The following is a 14,108-nucleotide window of genomic DNA, read 5'->3' on the forward strand; positions in this document are numbered from 1 at the left end:
TTCCCGCTGACGAACCTGCGGTGCTGTCCGCTGTCGGGCGCGTGCACCACCGCAGGTTCGTCACCTCGACGTGTGGCGGTGCCGGGTCCACAGGGGCAGGACGAACCAGCACAGCAGGTACCAGCCGACCACGCCGGCGACGAGGTAGGGCACGAACCCGTCGTGCGTCGCCACACGCAGGATCAGCAGCAGCGAGGCGGTCGTCGTGGCGAGCAGCAGCACGAGGCCGAGCAGGGTCAGCCGGGAGGCCAGCCGCACCGCCTGGGGCTTGACGCGCCGCCCGGAGACGAGGCGGTGCAGGGACACCGGCCCGATGAGCGCCCCGGTCGCGCACGCGCCGAGGACGACCGTCACGAGGTAGATCGTCTGGTCGGTGTCGGTCAGGTCGTCGTACTTCTCGGTGAACACCACGGTGAGCAGGAAGCCGAACAGGATCTGCACGCCCATCTGGGCCACGCGGACCTCCTGGATGAGCTCCTGCCACATCCGGTCCGCTCTCTCCTCCTCCGTCTCGTTGCGCCCCCGGCGCCTGGGCGCGCCCTCTGCCGTGTCCGCCACTGTTCCTCCCCGGGTGAGACGTGAGTGCCTATCTCACGCGTGTTCCCCGGATGCGGCCGTCGTCCCGGCCCGCGGGCGGTTTGACCGATCAGCGGACGGTTACACGAACGGCGACTGACGCACAGCCCGAGGAGGTCGTGGACGCATGTCCGGTACGCAGCTCACCGTCACGCTCAGCGGCGGGGGCGCCGACGACGCACGAGCGGTCGTCCGGGCCCTGGAAGGCACGTTCGGGGCACCGGACGAGCTGCCCGCCGACAAGAACGCGACCGTGCACATGGCGACCTTCGACGGCGGCGCGGACGCGGGTCCCGCCGGGAGCGCCCAGGCGGGCGCCGAGCGCCTGTCCGCACCGGTGACCGTCACGGTGCAGGGCGCCCCGGAGGCGGTGCGGCGGGCGAGCGACGCGCTCACCCGGGCCTTCACGGCCCGCGACGACGGTGCCGCCTCCGGCGACCAGGAGCAGGAGAGGCAGCTGCTCCTGGTGCCCTGAGGGCGCGCCTCACCAGCGGGATTCCACCTGGTCCTTGATCCGCCGGTCGTAGAGGTCGCGGATCGCCGCCCGCGTCTCGCCGGACAGCTCCGGCAGGCGGGCGGCGGCCGCGTTGGCGCGGGCCTGCTCGGGTGAGCGGGCCCCGGGGATCACGGTCGTGACACCGGGCTGGTCGATGATCCAGCGCAGGGCCAGCTGGGCCGGGGTGTACCCCTCCGGGGCGAGCGCGGCGAAGTCGGCGGCCGCCTCGACACCGGTGGCGTAGTCGACGCCGGAGAAGGTCTCGCCCACGTCGAAGGACTCGCCGTGCCGGTTGTAGGTGCGGTGGTCGTTCTGCGGGAAGACCGTGTCCCGGGTGTACTTGCCCGACAGCAGACCGGAGGCCAGCGGCACGCGGGCGATGACGCCGACGCCCGCCTCGCGGGCGGCCGGGAGCACCTCGCGCAGGGGCTTCATGCGGAAAGGGTTGAGGATGATCTGCACGCTGGCCACGTTCGGCCGGGCGATCGCGGTCAGCGCCTCCGCGCAGGTCTCGACGCTGACGCCGTACGCGGCGACGCGCTCCTCCTCGACCAGGGTGTCCAGGGCGTCGAACACCTCGTCCGTGGAGTAGACGGGCGTCGGCGGGCAGTGCAGCTGCACCAGGTCGATGCGGTCGACGCCGAGGTTGCGCCGGGAGCGGTCGTTCCAGGCGCGGAAGTTGTCGAGCACATAGTTCTCGGGGATCTGGTCGACCCGGCGGCCCATCTTGGTGGCGACCAGGACGTGCAGGTCCGGCCTGCCGCTGAGGAACGCGGCGATGGTCTGCTCGCTGCGGCCGTCGCCGTACACGTCGGCGGTGTCGAAGAAGGTCACTCCGGCCTCGGCCGCCGCCTCCAGTACCGCGAGGGCCTCCTTGTCGTCGACGTCTCCCCAGTCGGCACCCAGCTGCCACGTACCGAGACCGACGACGGAAGCGTGCTGGCCAGACCTGTCGAATGTGCGCTCGTCCATGGTCGTCAGTCTGTCATCCGTCACGGCCGCGCGGGGACCATCTCGCTCCGGGCCGCCGACCCTGCCCGATTCACTCACACGAGTGAATAGAGTCGACAGGGATATGTCACGTGTCAACGGGCCCCTAGCGTGACTTCACGTGACAACTGGTTCAGTGAGCAACTTCCCGTCGGACGAGGCGCGTTGGTCGCGCCGGGGTTTCCTCCTCACCGCGGCCGCGCTCGCCGCCGTGCCGGGGCTGCCGGCGGATCCGGCCGCCGCCGCGGCGGAGTTGCCGGACTTCCCCGCGGACGTCGCGTTGTACCGCTCGGCGTACCGGAACTGGGTCGGCGAGATCACCGCCGACGGTCTGTGGGCCTGTGCGCCGTCACACCCCGACCAGGTGGTCGACGTCGTCAACTGGGCCTGGCGGCACGGGTGGCGGGTGCGCGCCCGGGGCGCCTCGCACGGCTGGTCGCCCCTGACGGTGACGGAGGGGACGCCGCCGGGCGCACCCGTCCTCCTCGTCGACACCGCGCCTCACCTCACGGGCCTCGCCCTGGATTCACCGACGGCCGTACGAGCCGGCACCGGCGTGACCATGGAGGCCATGCTCACCTTCCTGGAGGAGCACGGTCTCGGGGTCACGGCGACTCCCGCCCCCGGTGTCCTCACCCTGGGCGGCGCCCTGGCGATCGACGCGCACGGCACCGCCGTGCCCTCACGGGGCGAGCGACGCCCGCAGGGGCACACGTACGGCTCGCTGAGCAATCTGATCCTGTCCCTGACGGCCGTGGTGTGGGACTCCCGGGCCGGCGCGTACGCGCTGCGCACGTTCCACCGTGACGAAGGGGACTGCGCCGCGCTGCTGACCCATCTCGGGCGGTCCCTGGTGACCGAGGTGGTGCTGCGGGTGGGCGCGAACACCAACCTGCGGTGTGTGAGCCGTACGGACATCCCGGCCGGTGAACTGTTCGCCGCGCCCGGCTCCGGGAACGGGCGCCGCACGTTCGCGAGCTTCCTGGAGGAGGCCGGGCGGGTCGAGGCCATCTGGTTCGCCTTCACCGAGCACCCCTGGCTGAAGGTGTGGAGCGTCTCCCCCACCCGGCCGCTGACCTCACGGCACGTGAGGCGGCCGTACAACTACCCGTTCTCCGACAACATCCCGGCGCCGGTGGCGGAGCTGGTGGGCCGGATGACGTCGGAGGCGGCCTGGTATCTGGCGCCGCTGCTCGGCGCCGCGCAGTACGACGCGGCCGCTCTCGGGCTGGTGGCGACGCTCTCCGGCGACATCTGGGGGCCGTCCAAGAACACCCTGCTGTATCTGAAGCCGACCACGCTGCAGGTCCACGCGAACGGCTATGCCGTGCTCACGTCCAGGGACCAGGTGCAGCGGATCGTGGCCGAGTTCGCCGCGTTCTACCGGGAGCGGCTGGCGGCGTACGCGGCCCGGGGCAGCTTCCCCGTCAACGGGTCGGTGGAGATCCGGGTGACCGGACTGGACGACCCCGGCGACTGTGGGATGGCCGGGGCCCGTCCACCGCTGCTGTCCGCGCTCCGGCCACGCGCGGACCACCCCGAGTGGGACACGGCCGTGTGGCTCGACATCCTGACGCTGCCGGGCACGCCGGACGCGGAGGCGTTCCTGCGCGAGATCGAGCGGTTCCTGCTGCGCGCGTACGACGACGGGTCCGCCCTGACCCGGGTGGAGTGGTCCAAGGGGTGGGCGTACACGGACGACGGGGTGTGGAGCGACCAGGAGGTACTGGGCACGGTGGTGCCGGCCGCGGTCGGCACGGCCGAGTGGGCCGAGGCGGACGGGGTGCTGGACCGGCTGGACCCGCACCGCGTCTACGGCAACGCCTTCCTGGACCGGCTGTTCGGCCAGGGCTCGAACGGGTGAGGTGCGCAGGGCGCTAAGGCGTGAGGTGCGCCTGCACGCCCGGCGCGTAACGCTCCACCAGGGCGTCCACGGTGCTCGCCCGTACCTCGGTGCCGCGGGCGATGCCGTACATCACGCCCAGGCCGAGCAGGGCCGCGACGGCCAGTTCGGCGCGCAGGCCGGCGTGGGGGCCGGAGAGGCGGGTGGTGAGCAGGTCGGTCACCTGGGTGCGGAAGTTGGCGCGCAGGATGTCGCCCTGCTCGCCGTGCAGGGGCGCGAACACGATCCGCAGCAGCGGGTCGGCGCCCTGCTCGGTCTGGCTGAGCAGGAGGTGCCGGACCATGTGCGCGCCGAGTTCCTCGACGGGCGCGGCCAGCAGGGCGGCGGCGTCGGCCTCGAAGGACATGACCCGGGCGAACAGCGTGTCCTTGTTGCCGAAGTACTTGAGGATCAGCGGCGGGCTCACGCCGGCGCGGTCGGCGACCGCCTTGAGCGTGATGTCGGCGTGCGCGTGCCGGGCCAGCAGGTGGCGGGCCGCCTTCAGGATGGCCGCCTTGGTCGCCTCGGCGTCCCTGCGCGCCGGCGTGGGCGTGACGGGTGGAGTGCTCACGGCACTCATGCTCCCTCCATCGCCTGGTCGCGCGCGCCCCGGGTGCGCTCCGCGGCCGGTTCCGGCCCGTCCGTGACGTCCTGCGCGGCGTCGCCGGGGATGCACAGCGCTGCCGCGGTGGCCACGAGAGCGACCGCGCCGGCCATCGCGAACGCCAGCAGATAGCCGTGCAGGGTGGGCACCGGCGCGCCTCCGACCGGGCTGGTGTGGTGCACCAGGACGGCGGCCACGGCAGCGCTGGAGCCGGCCTGGCCGATCGTCCGCATCAGGACGTTGACGCCGTTGGCGGAGGCGGTCTGCCCGGCCGGCACGGCGCGCAGGATGAGCGTGGGCAGCGCCGAGTAGGCCAGGGTGGTCCCGGTGGCGACGACCGTGGCCCCCGCGATGATCATCCACAGGTCGCGGCTGTCGGCGATGCGGACCGCGTACCCGGCGGCGATGACCGCCGCCCCGAGGGCGAGCGTGACGCGCGGCCCGCGCGCGGCAGAGATCCGGGCGGAGACGGGCGACAGCAGCAGCATGACCACACCGCTGGGCAGCAGGCACAGGCCGGTGGCGACGATGGACAGCCCGAGCCCGTACCCGGTCGCCTCGGGCGCCTGCACCAGCTGGGCGGTGACCAGGGTGTTGGCGTAGAACGCGAAGCCGGCGAGCAGGGCCGCAACATGGGACAGCCCGACCCGGGGCCGGGCGACCAGCCGCAGGTCCACGAGCGGCTGCCCGGCCCGCAGCTGCTGCCACCACCACAGGGCGAGCACGACGGCGGCACCCGCGAACAGGTCCACGACGCGTGCGCTGCCCCAGCCCCACTGCCCGCCCTGGGACACCCCGAGCAGCAGGCACACCAGCCCGGCGGCCAGTCCCAGCGCGCCCGGTACGTCGAACCGGCCCGGCTCCCGCACGGGCGACTCGCGCACGGCCCACCACACCAGGGTCACGCCCGTGGCACCGAGGGCGCTGGTCACCCAGAACATGGTGTGCCAGTCGGCGTACTGCACGATCACCGCGGCCAGCGGCAGGCCGAGCGCGGCGCCGATGCCGACGGTGGAGCTCATCAGCGCCACGGCCGATCCCCGGCGCTCCGGGGGCAGTTCGTCCCGGAGGATGCTGATGGACAGCGGGACGACCGCGGCGGCGGCTCCGGACAGGGCGCGGGCGGTGATGAGCACGCCGATGTCGGAGGACAGGGCGCACAGGACCGAGCCCGCGGTCATCAGCGCGAGGGCGGACATGAGCACCCGCCGCTTGCCGTACATGTCGCCGGCCCGGCCCAGGACCGGGGTGAGGACGGCGCCGGACAGCAGGGTGGCCGTGACCATCCAGGAGACCGTGCCCGCCGAGGCGCCGGTCAGCCGGGGCAGGTCGGGCAGCAGCGGGACGACGACGGTCTGCATGACGGCCATCAGGATGCCGCCGAACGCGAGCACCGGGACGGTGAGCCGGTCGCGTATCGCAGCGGTCTGGTCCATCGGCACTCCAGCGGGCAGCGCCTGGCGAGGCGGCGGGTGAATGGCAATTCACCCTAGCCGGTGAATTGCCATTCACCTAAGGCCGGAGGTCAGATGCGCCCAGGGCTCCGCCGGGGTACCGGACCGCCGAATCGCGCCATCTTCGCAGCGTGACGCGCACCACGAGCAGCGGACCGCACAGGGAGAAACAGGCGTCACAGCACGCCTCGCGGACGGAATCTCCCCTTCCGCGCCCGCGCATCCCTCCCTCGCAGCAAGATCATCTTTGTTCAACCTTGCATGACATAAGGGGAATTGCCCGGATCGCAGCCAACCGGCTCGCGCGGATTTCTCCCGGTACCGGACGGGCCGGTAGGCATGCGGGGCCAACAGCCGAACCATCCCAGGAGGTCCGCATGCCGGAACTCAGCCGTCGCCGCGCTCTCACCGCCGCGGCCGTCCTCGCCGGCACGGCCGGCGCCCTGCCGGCCCTCGCACCGGCCGCTGCCGCCGCCGGGCACCACGACTCCCGCGAGACCTTCGACGAGGTCTACAAGGGCCGCCGGATACAGGGCCGGCCGACCGCCGGAGCCGGTCACCACCATCACGGCGCGGGATACGCGGTGTTCGTCGACGGTGTGGAACTGCACGTGATGCGCAACGCCGACGGCACCTGGATCAGCGTCGTCAGCCACTACGACCCGGTGCCCACCCCACGCGCCGCCGCCCGCGCCGCCGTGGACGAGCTCCAGGGCGCGCCCCTGCTGCCCTTCCCCGCCAACTGACCCGCCCGCAAGGCATCTGGAGCACCCGCACATGACCGTCCGCAAGAACCAGTCCGCCCTGACCGCCGACGAGAAGCGGCGTTTCGTCGCCGCGCTCCTGGAGTTGAAGCGCAGCGGCCGCTACGACGAGTTCGTCACGACGCACAACGCGTTCATCGTCTCCGACACCGACGACGGCGAGCGGACGGGGCACCGCTCACCGTCCTTCCTGCCCTGGCACCGAAGATTCCTCCTGGAGTTCGAGCGGGCGCTGCAGTCGGTGGACGCGTCGGTGGCCCTGCCGTACTGGGACTGGAGCGTCGACCGTTCGCCGCGTGCCTCGCTGTGGGCGCCCGACTTCCTCGGCGGCACCGGGCGCGAGCGGGACGGCCGGGTGACGGACGGGCCGTTCTCCGCGTCGTCGGGGAACTGGCCGATCAACGTGCGGGTCGACGGCCGTACGTTCCTGCGGCGCTCCCTCGGCTCCGGGGGACGCCAGTTGCCGACGCCGGCCGAGGTCGAGTCGGTGCTGTCGATACCCACGTACGACATGGCGCCCTGGAACAGCGCCTCGGACGGTTTCCGCAATCACCTCGAAGGGTGGCGGGGCGTCAATCTGCACAACCGCGTCCACGTCTGGGTCGGCGGGCAGATGGCCACCGGGGTCTCCCCCAACGACCCGGTGTTCTGGCTGCACCACGCGTTCATCGACAAGCTGTGGGCCGAGTGGCAGCGGCGGCACCCCGGCTCCGGCTATCTGCCGGCCGCCGGCACGCCGAACGTCATCGACCTGCGCGAGATGATGCGGCCGTGGCACGACACGAGTCCGGCGGATCTGCTGGACCACACGGCGCACTACACGTTCGACGCCTGATCAGACGGTCGCACCCGTGCGGCACTCCGGGTGGCCCCAGCCGCTGTCGTTCTTGGCGATGGACTCACCGGCCGCGTAGGAACGGCCGCACTGGCAGCGGCCGGGGAACTTCGCCTTGATCGTGCGCGAGGACCCCTTCGCGGCGGACGCCTTGCCTGTGCGCGTCGCGCCGCCGCGTGAGCGGGACCGCGAGGCCTTGGCCGGGGTGTCCGGGGCGGGCGGCGGCTCGGGGGAACCGAGGCCGCTGCCCGCGGGCTCCTGGACGGTGGCGGCCTGGCTGGCGGCCCGGTCGGCGAAGTCGTTGAGCCGGTCGCCGTCGACCTGGTGGGCGGGCACGTAGCGGAACTCCACCGAGCGGCCGTCCAGAAGCTCGTCGATGCGCACGACGAGGTCCTGGTTGGCGACCGGCTTCCCGCCGGACGTCTTCCAGCCGTTGCGCTTCCAGCCGGGCAGCCAGGTGGTGACGGCCTTCATGGCGTACTGCGAGTCCATCCGGATCTCGAGCGGCACGTCCGGGTCGGTCGCCGCCAGCAGGCGCTCCAGCGCGGTGAGTTCCGCAACGTTGTTGGTGGCCCTGCCGAGCGGCCCCGCCTCCCAGCGCACCGGGCTCTCGGAAGCGTCGGCGACGACCCAGGCCCAGCCCGCGGGCCCGGGATTTCCCTTCGAAGCCCCGTCGCACGCGGCCACAACACGTTCACGCATGGGCTCGATCATGCCATGGCCGCGTGGACCGTCCGGCCCGAGGTCTCAGCTCACGTCGGTCGTCTTCGGCATCTCACCCTCGGTCCTGGTGATGTCGATGACCGAGAAGTTGGCGCCCTGCGGGTCGCTGAGAGCCGCGAACCGGCCGAACGGCGTGTCCATGGGCCCGAACCGCAGGACGCCGCCGATCTTGGTGGCCTTCGCGACGGCGTCGTCGCAGTCCTCGACGGCGAAGTAGACGTTGATGTACGGCGGCACCTCGGGCGGGAAGTCGTCCGTCATCTTCATCCGGCCCAGCACGCTGCGGTCGCCGAGGTCGTAGATCCTGAAGTCCATCGCCTCGTGCTCCATCTCCTTCTGCCGGTAGGAGAAGACAGCGGGGAAGAACGCGTCGGACTTCTCGGGCTCGCGGGTGAAGACCTCCGCCCATGTGTAGGCACCCGGCTCGGCCATCGTGTCGAAGCCCTCGTGGGTGCCCGCCTGCCAGAGGCCGAAGACGACACCGCCGGGGTCGCGGGCCAGGCACATCGTGCCGAAGTCGCCGACCTGCATCGGCTCCATCAGCACCTCACCGCCGTGGTCACGGATCCTGGCGGCCGTGGCGGCGGCGTCCCGGGCCGCGAAGTACAGGCACCACTGCGACTGGCCCTCCTGGCCGGGCATGGGCGGGACGACGGCGGCGACCGCCTTGCCGTTCGCATAGGCCTCGGTGTAGTTGCCGAACTCCGTCGACGCCTCGGCGAAGCTCCAGCCGAGGACGTCTCCGTAGAAGCTCTTGGCCCCTTCGAGGTCATTGAACATCGCGTCGGCCCAGCACGGGGTTCCTTCAGGTTGCACGGCCATGACTGCGGCCCTTCCGAATGAGCGGATAGTCCGTTTCCTCACGCTAGTCACCCATGCACCGACCCGCGCGCCGAACGGGCGGTTCCGTCACGGACCGGGCGAGTGGCGGACGGGACGATGCGCGCGTGGTCGGTGGTGCGGCCGCCGACGGCGGCTACGGGGAGTACACGACGGTGCCGGCGGCGTTCGCCTGGCGCTCGCCGAGGGCGCCACCGTGCACGTCAGACGCGCGGTGCGGCCGCCCGGCGGCTGGCGCTGGAGCAGGGCGCGGCCTCCGCGCAGGACGCGTACGCCAGGCCGCCGGAGCCGCTGGACAGCGCGATCCTGTTCGCCCCCGTCGGCGAACTGGTCCCGCTCACCCTCCGCGCACCGGACCGCGGCGGCGTCCTGGCCGTCGCCGGCATCCACCTCACCGACACGCCTCCCCCACGCATCCGTATCCGCTGTCCCGGGCCGTGGCGGCGCTCGCGGATCTCAAGGCCGGGCGGTTCGACGGGACGGCGGTGCCGGTGAACGACTCGTCGTGACGTGTCTTCCCCTCGGGGTCCGGCTGTGCTTGCCTGGTGAGCCGTTTCACCGGCCGGGGGCGGGAGTTGCCTGATGCGCAGACCGTGGATCGTGGGTGTGCTGGTGGCGGGGTTGCTGCTCGGCGCGTGCGGTGATCCGTCGTCCGGGCCCGGGACTCCCCCGCCGTCCGCCCCGGACGTGTCCGCGACCACGCATCAGCGGGCCCCCGCGTCCCCCAGCGCCCGGGCCCCCGTGCAGGCGCCCACCGTGCTGTACCTCGGCGACTCGCTCGCCATGGAGAACCACAAGGTCCTCGGCCAGGAACTGCGCCGGGACCTGCGCGCGAAGTACACGAGCGCCCCCTACTCGGGCACCACGCTGTGCGACTACCTGGAGGGCACGGGCGAGCGGTCCCTCGTCCCGGCCCGGGACAAGGCGGCCGCCCTGGTACGGTCGCTGCGTCCGGACTTCGTGGTGTTGCAGTTCTGGGGCAACGCCTGGGACTTCACCTGGTGCATGGACCGGATCACGTACGACGGTTCGCGGGAGCGGTACTTCGAGCGGTACGAGGCCGACGCGCGCAGGCTCGTCGAGCAGATCGCGACGGCCGGCGGCTCCCACCGGCCGCGGATCGTGTGGGTGCTCCAGGGTCCGGATCCGATCACGCCCGACCGGGTGCGCCGGGTGAACGGACTGTACGAACGGCTGGCCGCCACGACGGGCGGCGTCGTCGCCGACGCGGGGAGAGCGGTGAGTCCGGGCACGGACCGCTACGCCTGGACGCAGTACCTTCCGTGCACCGCCTACGAGCGTGCCCATCCCGACTACTGCACTCAGCCGTCCCGCGACCGGACGGCCCTGCACCGGGACGACGACTACCTGCACTTCTGCCTCGCGCCCACGACGTCCACGCCCAAGCCCTGCCCGGTCCGCTCCCCCGGCATCCTGCGCATGGCCCGGGAGATCACGAAAACCGTTCGACAGTCGGCGAGTTGACCGTTCGAATGGCGCCATGTGTGCGGTGCGGATGCATGAGGACGAAGTGGACATCGACGTCTCGGTCGTCGGCCGGCTGATCGCGGGACGGTTCCCGCGGTGGGCAGGGCTGCCCCTGCGGCGTCTGGAGTCCTCCGGGACGGAGAACGCCATGTTCCGCCTCGGCGCGGACAAGGTCGTACGCCTCCCCCGGCATCCCCGCGCCGTCGAGGCCATCACGCACGAACTGCGGTGGCTGCCCCGGCTGGCACCCGGGCTGCCCGCCGCCGCGCCCGAGCCCCTCGGGCGGGGTGAGCCCGGCGAGGCCTTCCCGTGGCCCTGGGCGGTGTACGGCTGGCTGGACGGCCGCAATCCCGTGCCCGGAGCGCTGGAGGAACCCCGGCTGCTCGCCGAGGACCTGGCGGCGTACGTCGCCGCCCTGCGCCGGATCGACGCTGCGGAGGGCCCGATCGGGTACCGGGGTGTGCCTCTGGCGGCCCGGGACCGGTTCATGCGTGAGGCGCTCGCGCAGCTGGCGGGGCGGATCGACACCGCGGCGGTGACGGACCTGTGGGAGCAGGCCCTGCGCGCCCCGGAGTACACCGGGCCGCCGGTGTGGGCGCACGGTGATCTGATGGCCGGGAACCTGCTGGTCAGCGGCGGGCGGCTGACCGCCGTGATCGACTACGGCACGGTGGGCGTGGGCGATCCCGCCGTCGACCTCATCGGCGCCTGGTGTCTGCTGCCCGCCGAGGTCCGCGGCGTCTTCCGCGAGGCCGTGGGCGCTGACGATGCCGAGTGGGCGCGAGGCCGGGGCTGGGCCCTGTCGATCGCGGTCATCGCACTGCCGTACTACTGGGAGACCAACCCGCCGGTCGCGGAGAACTCGCGGCATGTGATCAGGGAGATCCTGGCCGAGTCCCGGTAGGGGCAGGGGTTCCCGCCCCTGTCCGGGAGCGCGTCACTCGCCGGCGTACGCCTTGTCCAGGGCCGCGATGTCGAACTTGCCCATCGCCATGAACGCCTGGGTCACCCGGGCCGCCTTCGCCGGGTCGGGGTCGGTGATCATGTCGTCGAGCCGGTCGGGGATGACTTGCCAGGACACGCCGTACCGGTCCTTGAGCCAGCCGCAGGGGCCGGGCTCGCCGCCGTTCTCGGTGAGCTTGGTCCAGTAGTAGTCGATCTCCTCCTGGTTCTCGCAGAAGATCATGAAGGAGACCGCCTCGGTGAACTTGAACTGGGGGCCGCCGTTGAGTGCGAGGAACCGCTGGCCGTTGGCCGTGAACTCGACGGTCATCACGCTGCCGGCGGGCTGGGGCGCTCCCTCGGGGTAGCGGGCGGTCTTTCCGATGCTGGAGTTCTTGAAGACCGAGACGTAGAAGTGGGCGGCCTCCTCGGCCTGGCCGTCGAACCAGAGACACGTGGTGAAACCGTCGGATGCCATGAGTACCTCCTGGGGCGTGGATCGCTGTCATCTGTGTCGACCGGTCCACACCGGGAAACTCATCGGCCGCGCGGGCGATATTTCTCCGGCCGCACGAGCTGCCCGGTACGGGACGGGCGTACGGCGGGGTGATGTGCCGGCGTTCTTCCGGAAGTTGGGCGAGAAGGGCTGAGTCCGGCGGTACGGGCGCGGGCTCTGCCGGGAGCGGATCTGCCGAGGGCAGAGAAACCGCCTGCGGGCGTCGTCCGAGGCCAAGAGTGGAGTCGACGGCACCTCCGCGGCATGTCCGCGGCCCTTCTGCCACGACGAGGAGAACCGATGACCCCACTCACGACACTCGCCCCGCGGGCGGAGGAGGGCGACACCCCTCCGACCCGGTTCGACGACCATCTGGCCGCCCAGCTGCTCGCGCAGCGCATCGTGCTGCTGGGCACGCAGGTCGACGAGGTCTCCGCGAACCGGGTCTGCGCGCAGCTGCTGGTCCTGTCCGCGGAGGACCCGCGCACCGACATCAGCCTGTACATCAACAGCCCCGGTGGGGCGGTGCACGCGGGGCTCGCCATCTACGACACGATGCGGCTCATCCCGAACGACGTCTCCACGCTGGCGATGGGCTTCGCCGCCAGCATGGGCCAGTTCCTGCTCAGCGTCGGCACGCCGGGCAAGCGCTACGCCCTGCCGAACGCGCGGATCATGATGCACCAGCCGTCGGCGGGCATCGGCGGCACCACCGCCGACATCGAGATCCAGGCGGAGAACCTGGAGTTCACCAAGCGGACCATCGAGCGGATCACCGCCGAGCACACCGGCCAGAGCCCGGAGACGATCTCCCGGGACGGCGACCGGGACCGCTGGTTCACGGCCGAGGAGGCCAGGGAGTACGGCATGGTGGACCGGGTCGTGGAATCCCTCGATGACGTCCGCCCGGCCACGACGCGACGCAGGATGGGGCTGCAGTGATGGGGAGCTACACGATTCCGAACGTCATCGAGCGCACCGCGCAGGGCGAGCGGTCCTTCGACGTCTTCAGCCGGCTGCTCAACGAGCGGATCATCTTCCTCGGCACCGAGATCGACGACGGGGTCGCCAATGTCGTCATCGCACAGCTCCTCCATCTGGAGTCGTCGGCGCCGGAGAGCGAGATCTCGGTCTACATCAACTCCCCCGGCGGCTCGTTCACCTCCCTGATGGCCATTTACGACACGATGTCGTACGTACGGGCCCCGATCTCGACGTGCTGCGTCGGGCAGGCGGCCTCCACCGCAGCGGTGCTGCTGGCCGGCGGTGACCCCGGGCGGCGGTTCGTCCTGGAGCACGCGCGCGTGCTGCTCGGCCAGCCGGCGACCGGCGGGCAGCGCGGCATGGTCTCCGACCTGGCGCTCCAGGCCAAGGAGATGGTGCGGATCCGCTCCCAGGTGGAGGAGGTGCTGGCCCGGCACACCCACCACGACGTGGCGGCCCTGCGGGCCGACATGGACCGCGACAAGGTGTTCACCGCGCAGGAGGCGGTGAGTTACGGGCTGGCCGACGAGGTGCTCAGCCGGCGTCTCGTGCGGGTCTGAGGCGCCGGCCGGCCCACCGGGCTCAGGCTGCCATGCACAGTCCATCGTGCGACGGGGTGGACGCCCCGCGGCGGCTGCCGCCCGGGTACCGCGCGGTGACGCGGGTCAGTTCGCCCTGCGCCCTCGACAGCAGGTCGCCGAGGCTCAGTCCGAGGGCGTGGGCGGCGGCCGCGAGGACCTCCGAGGAGGCCTCCTTGCGGCCGCGCTCCACCTCGGACAGGTACGGCATGGAGATCCGCGCCTCGTCGGCGACGTCCTTCAACGTGCGCTCCTGCGCAAGACGTTCGCGCCGCAGCACGTCACCGACCAGGTCGCGCCACAGGGGCTCCTTCGCGGCGGGAGGCGGCGGTCCGTGGCGTGGCGGAGCGGTGGCCGGACGGGCGGCCTGGGGGCGCGCGCCGGACGGGCGCAGGGGGATGACGCGGGCTTCGTTCGGCACGTGGTTGCTCACTTCTCCAGCCTAGGAGTCGTGGT

Annotated in this window: 17 protein-coding genes; 8 read left to right on the plus strand and 9 right to left on the minus strand. The window is 72.0% G+C overall.

Translation table 11 applies throughout. The features are described 5' to 3' along the window. Positions 1-60: 60 nt before the first annotated feature. Positions 61-486 (minus strand): DUF6328 family protein, encoded by a 426-nt coding sequence (locus MQE23_RS01850; protein ID WP_243382441.1) that lies wholly within the window; start codon positions 484-486, stop codon positions 61-63. A 217-nt stretch (positions 487-703) separates the two neighbouring features. Between MQE23_RS01850 and MQE23_RS01855 the strand changes: the two genes are divergently transcribed. Further along, positions 704-1,051 carry a hypothetical protein gene (locus tag MQE23_RS01855; protein WP_243377974.1) on the plus strand — a complete coding sequence of 116 codons (348 nt, stop codon included), beginning with the start codon at positions 704-706 and terminating at the stop codon, positions 1,049-1,051. A gap of 9 nt (positions 1,052-1,060) precedes the next feature. Here the strand turns inward: MQE23_RS01855 and MQE23_RS01860 are convergent, their stop codons facing one another. After that, on the minus strand, positions 1,061-2,044 hold the full coding sequence (locus MQE23_RS01860; protein ID WP_243377976.1) for an aldo/keto reductase: 984 nt from the start codon (positions 2,042-2,044) through the stop codon (positions 1,061-1,063). Positions 2,045-2,183: 139 nt separating this feature from the next. On the opposite strand from MQE23_RS01860, the gene MQE23_RS01865 reads away from it, so the two are divergent. Beyond that, positions 2,184-3,926 carry a cholesterol oxidase substrate-binding domain-containing protein gene (locus MQE23_RS01865; protein ID WP_243377978.1) on the plus strand — a complete coding sequence of 581 codons (1,743 nt, stop codon included), beginning with the start codon at positions 2,184-2,186 and terminating at the stop codon, positions 3,924-3,926. A gap of 13 nt (positions 3,927-3,939) precedes the next feature. On the opposite strand, the gene MQE23_RS01870 is transcribed toward MQE23_RS01865, so the two are convergent. Together MQE23_RS01870 and MQE23_RS01875 are read right to left on the minus strand one after the other, a co-directional pair. After that, the gene (locus MQE23_RS01870) at positions 3,940-4,524 is read right to left on the minus strand and encodes a TetR family transcriptional regulator (RefSeq protein WP_020269721.1); all 585 of its coding nucleotides are present in this window, start codon (positions 4,522-4,524) and stop codon (positions 3,940-3,942) included. Then, positions 4,521-5,984: an MFS transporter gene (locus MQE23_RS01875; RefSeq protein ID WP_243377980.1), complete on the minus strand. Its 1,464-nt coding sequence runs from the start codon at positions 5,982-5,984 to the stop codon at positions 4,521-4,523. The genes MQE23_RS01870 and MQE23_RS01875 overlap by 4 nt, the downstream gene beginning before the upstream one ends. 395 nt (positions 5,985-6,379) lie before the next feature. Between MQE23_RS01875 and MQE23_RS01880 the strand changes: the two genes are divergently transcribed. Both MQE23_RS01880 and MQE23_RS01885 read left to right on the plus strand, forming a co-directional pair. After that, positions 6,380-6,748 (plus strand): tyrosinase cofactor, encoded by a 369-nt coding sequence (locus MQE23_RS01880; RefSeq protein WP_020269723.1) that lies wholly within the window; start codon positions 6,380-6,382, stop codon positions 6,746-6,748. Between the two features lie 31 nt (positions 6,749-6,779). Next, a complete protein-coding gene (locus MQE23_RS01885) occupies positions 6,780-7,601 on the plus strand; it encodes a tyrosinase family protein (RefSeq protein ID WP_243377981.1) in 822 nt (273 codons plus the stop codon). On the opposite strand, the gene MQE23_RS01890 is transcribed toward MQE23_RS01885, so the two are convergent. From MQE23_RS01890 to MQE23_RS43600, 3 genes are all read right to left on the minus strand, one after another. Continuing rightward, a complete protein-coding gene (locus MQE23_RS01890; protein WP_020269725.1) occupies positions 7,602-8,315 on the minus strand; it encodes a ribonuclease H in 714 nt (237 codons plus the stop codon). Between the two features lie 33 nt (positions 8,316-8,348). Continuing rightward, positions 8,349-9,146 (minus strand): VOC family protein, encoded by a 798-nt coding sequence (locus MQE23_RS01895; RefSeq protein ID WP_037666827.1) that lies wholly within the window; start codon positions 9,144-9,146, stop codon positions 8,349-8,351. A gap of 221 nt (positions 9,147-9,367) precedes the next feature. Continuing rightward, on the minus strand, positions 9,368-9,505 hold the full coding sequence (locus tag MQE23_RS43600; RefSeq protein ID WP_347710120.1) for a hypothetical protein: 138 nt from the start codon (positions 9,503-9,505) through the stop codon (positions 9,368-9,370). Positions 9,506-9,746: 241 nt separating this feature from the next. Between MQE23_RS43600 and MQE23_RS01905 the strand changes: the two genes are divergently transcribed. After that, the gene (locus MQE23_RS01905; RefSeq protein ID WP_020269728.1) at positions 9,747-10,649 is read left to right on the plus strand and encodes an SGNH/GDSL hydrolase family protein; all 903 of its coding nucleotides are present in this window, start codon (positions 9,747-9,749) and stop codon (positions 10,647-10,649) included. A gap of 31 nt (positions 10,650-10,680) precedes the next feature. Then, positions 10,681-11,556, plus strand: a complete 876-nt coding sequence (locus tag MQE23_RS01910) for an aminoglycoside phosphotransferase family protein (protein ID WP_243377982.1) — start codon at positions 10,681-10,683, stop codon at positions 11,554-11,556. Between the two features lie 33 nt (positions 11,557-11,589). Here the strand turns inward: MQE23_RS01910 and MQE23_RS01915 are convergent, their stop codons facing one another. Next, the gene (locus MQE23_RS01915; RefSeq protein ID WP_020269947.1) at positions 11,590-12,072 is read right to left on the minus strand and encodes a VOC family protein; all 483 of its coding nucleotides are present in this window, start codon (positions 12,070-12,072) and stop codon (positions 11,590-11,592) included. A 318-nt stretch (positions 12,073-12,390) separates the two neighbouring features. Here MQE23_RS01915 and MQE23_RS01920 point away from each other — a divergent pair, with 318 nt between their 5' ends. Both MQE23_RS01920 and MQE23_RS01925 read left to right on the plus strand, forming a co-directional pair. Continuing rightward, on the plus strand, positions 12,391-13,032 hold the full coding sequence (locus tag MQE23_RS01920) for an ATP-dependent Clp protease proteolytic subunit (RefSeq protein ID WP_020269948.1): 642 nt from the start codon (positions 12,391-12,393) through the stop codon (positions 13,030-13,032). Then, positions 13,032-13,634: an ATP-dependent Clp protease proteolytic subunit gene (locus tag MQE23_RS01925; protein WP_020269949.1), complete on the plus strand. Its 603-nt coding sequence runs from the start codon at positions 13,032-13,034 to the stop codon at positions 13,632-13,634. Before MQE23_RS01920 ends, MQE23_RS01925 begins: the two co-directional genes overlap by 1 nt. 22 nt (positions 13,635-13,656) lie before the next feature. Here the strand turns inward: MQE23_RS01925 and MQE23_RS01930 are convergent, their stop codons facing one another. After that, on the minus strand, positions 13,657-14,085 hold the full coding sequence (locus tag MQE23_RS01930; protein WP_020269950.1) for a helix-turn-helix transcriptional regulator: 429 nt from the start codon (positions 14,083-14,085) through the stop codon (positions 13,657-13,659). Positions 14,086-14,108 lie beyond the last annotated feature (23 nt).

The organism is Streptomyces sp. HP-A2021 (assembly GCF_022807935.1).
GTDB classification, from domain to species: domain Bacteria; phylum Actinomycetota; class Actinomycetes; order Streptomycetales; family Streptomycetaceae; genus Streptomyces; species Streptomyces afghaniensis.

Bases quoted from the DNA above. Each gene is read 5' to 3' on its own strand.
- MQE23_RS01875 (WP_243377980.1), bottom strand. From the start codon at position 5,984: ATGGACCAGACCGCTGCGATACGCGACCGGCTCACCGTCCCGGTGCTC.
- MQE23_RS01910 (WP_243377982.1), top strand. From the start codon at position 10,681: ATGCATGAGGACGAAGTGGACATCGACGTCTCGGTCGTCGGCCGGCTG.
- MQE23_RS01905 (WP_020269728.1), top strand. From the start codon at position 9,747: ATGCGCAGACCGTGGATCGTGGGTGTGCTGGTGGCGGGGTTGCTGCTC.
- MQE23_RS01870 (WP_020269721.1), bottom strand. From the start codon at position 4,524: ATGAGTGCCGTGAGCACTCCACCCGTCACGCCCACGCCGGCGCGCAGG.
- MQE23_RS01850 (WP_243382441.1), bottom strand. From the start codon at position 486: ATGTGGCAGGAGCTCATCCAGGAGGTCCGCGTGGCCCAGATGGGCGTG.
- MQE23_RS01890 (WP_020269725.1), bottom strand. From the start codon at position 8,315: ATGATCGAGCCCATGCGTGAACGTGTTGTGGCCGCGTGCGACGGGGCT.
- MQE23_RS01860 (WP_243377976.1), bottom strand. From the start codon at position 2,044: ATGGACGAGCGCACATTCGACAGGTCTGGCCAGCACGCTTCCGTCGTC.
- MQE23_RS01895 (WP_037666827.1), bottom strand. From the start codon at position 9,146: ATGGCCGTGCAACCTGAAGGAACCCCGTGCTGGGCCGACGCGATGTTC.
- MQE23_RS01880 (WP_020269723.1), top strand. From the start codon at position 6,380: ATGCCGGAACTCAGCCGTCGCCGCGCTCTCACCGCCGCGGCCGTCCTC.
- MQE23_RS01855 (WP_243377974.1), top strand. From the start codon at position 704: ATGTCCGGTACGCAGCTCACCGTCACGCTCAGCGGCGGGGGCGCCGAC.
- MQE23_RS01915 (WP_020269947.1), bottom strand. From the start codon at position 12,072: ATGGCATCCGACGGTTTCACCACGTGTCTCTGGTTCGACGGCCAGGCC.
- MQE23_RS01925 (WP_020269949.1), top strand. From the start codon at position 13,032: ATGGGGAGCTACACGATTCCGAACGTCATCGAGCGCACCGCGCAGGGC.
- MQE23_RS01885 (WP_243377981.1), top strand. From the start codon at position 6,780: ATGACCGTCCGCAAGAACCAGTCCGCCCTGACCGCCGACGAGAAGCGG.
- MQE23_RS01920 (WP_020269948.1), top strand. From the start codon at position 12,391: ATGACCCCACTCACGACACTCGCCCCGCGGGCGGAGGAGGGCGACACC.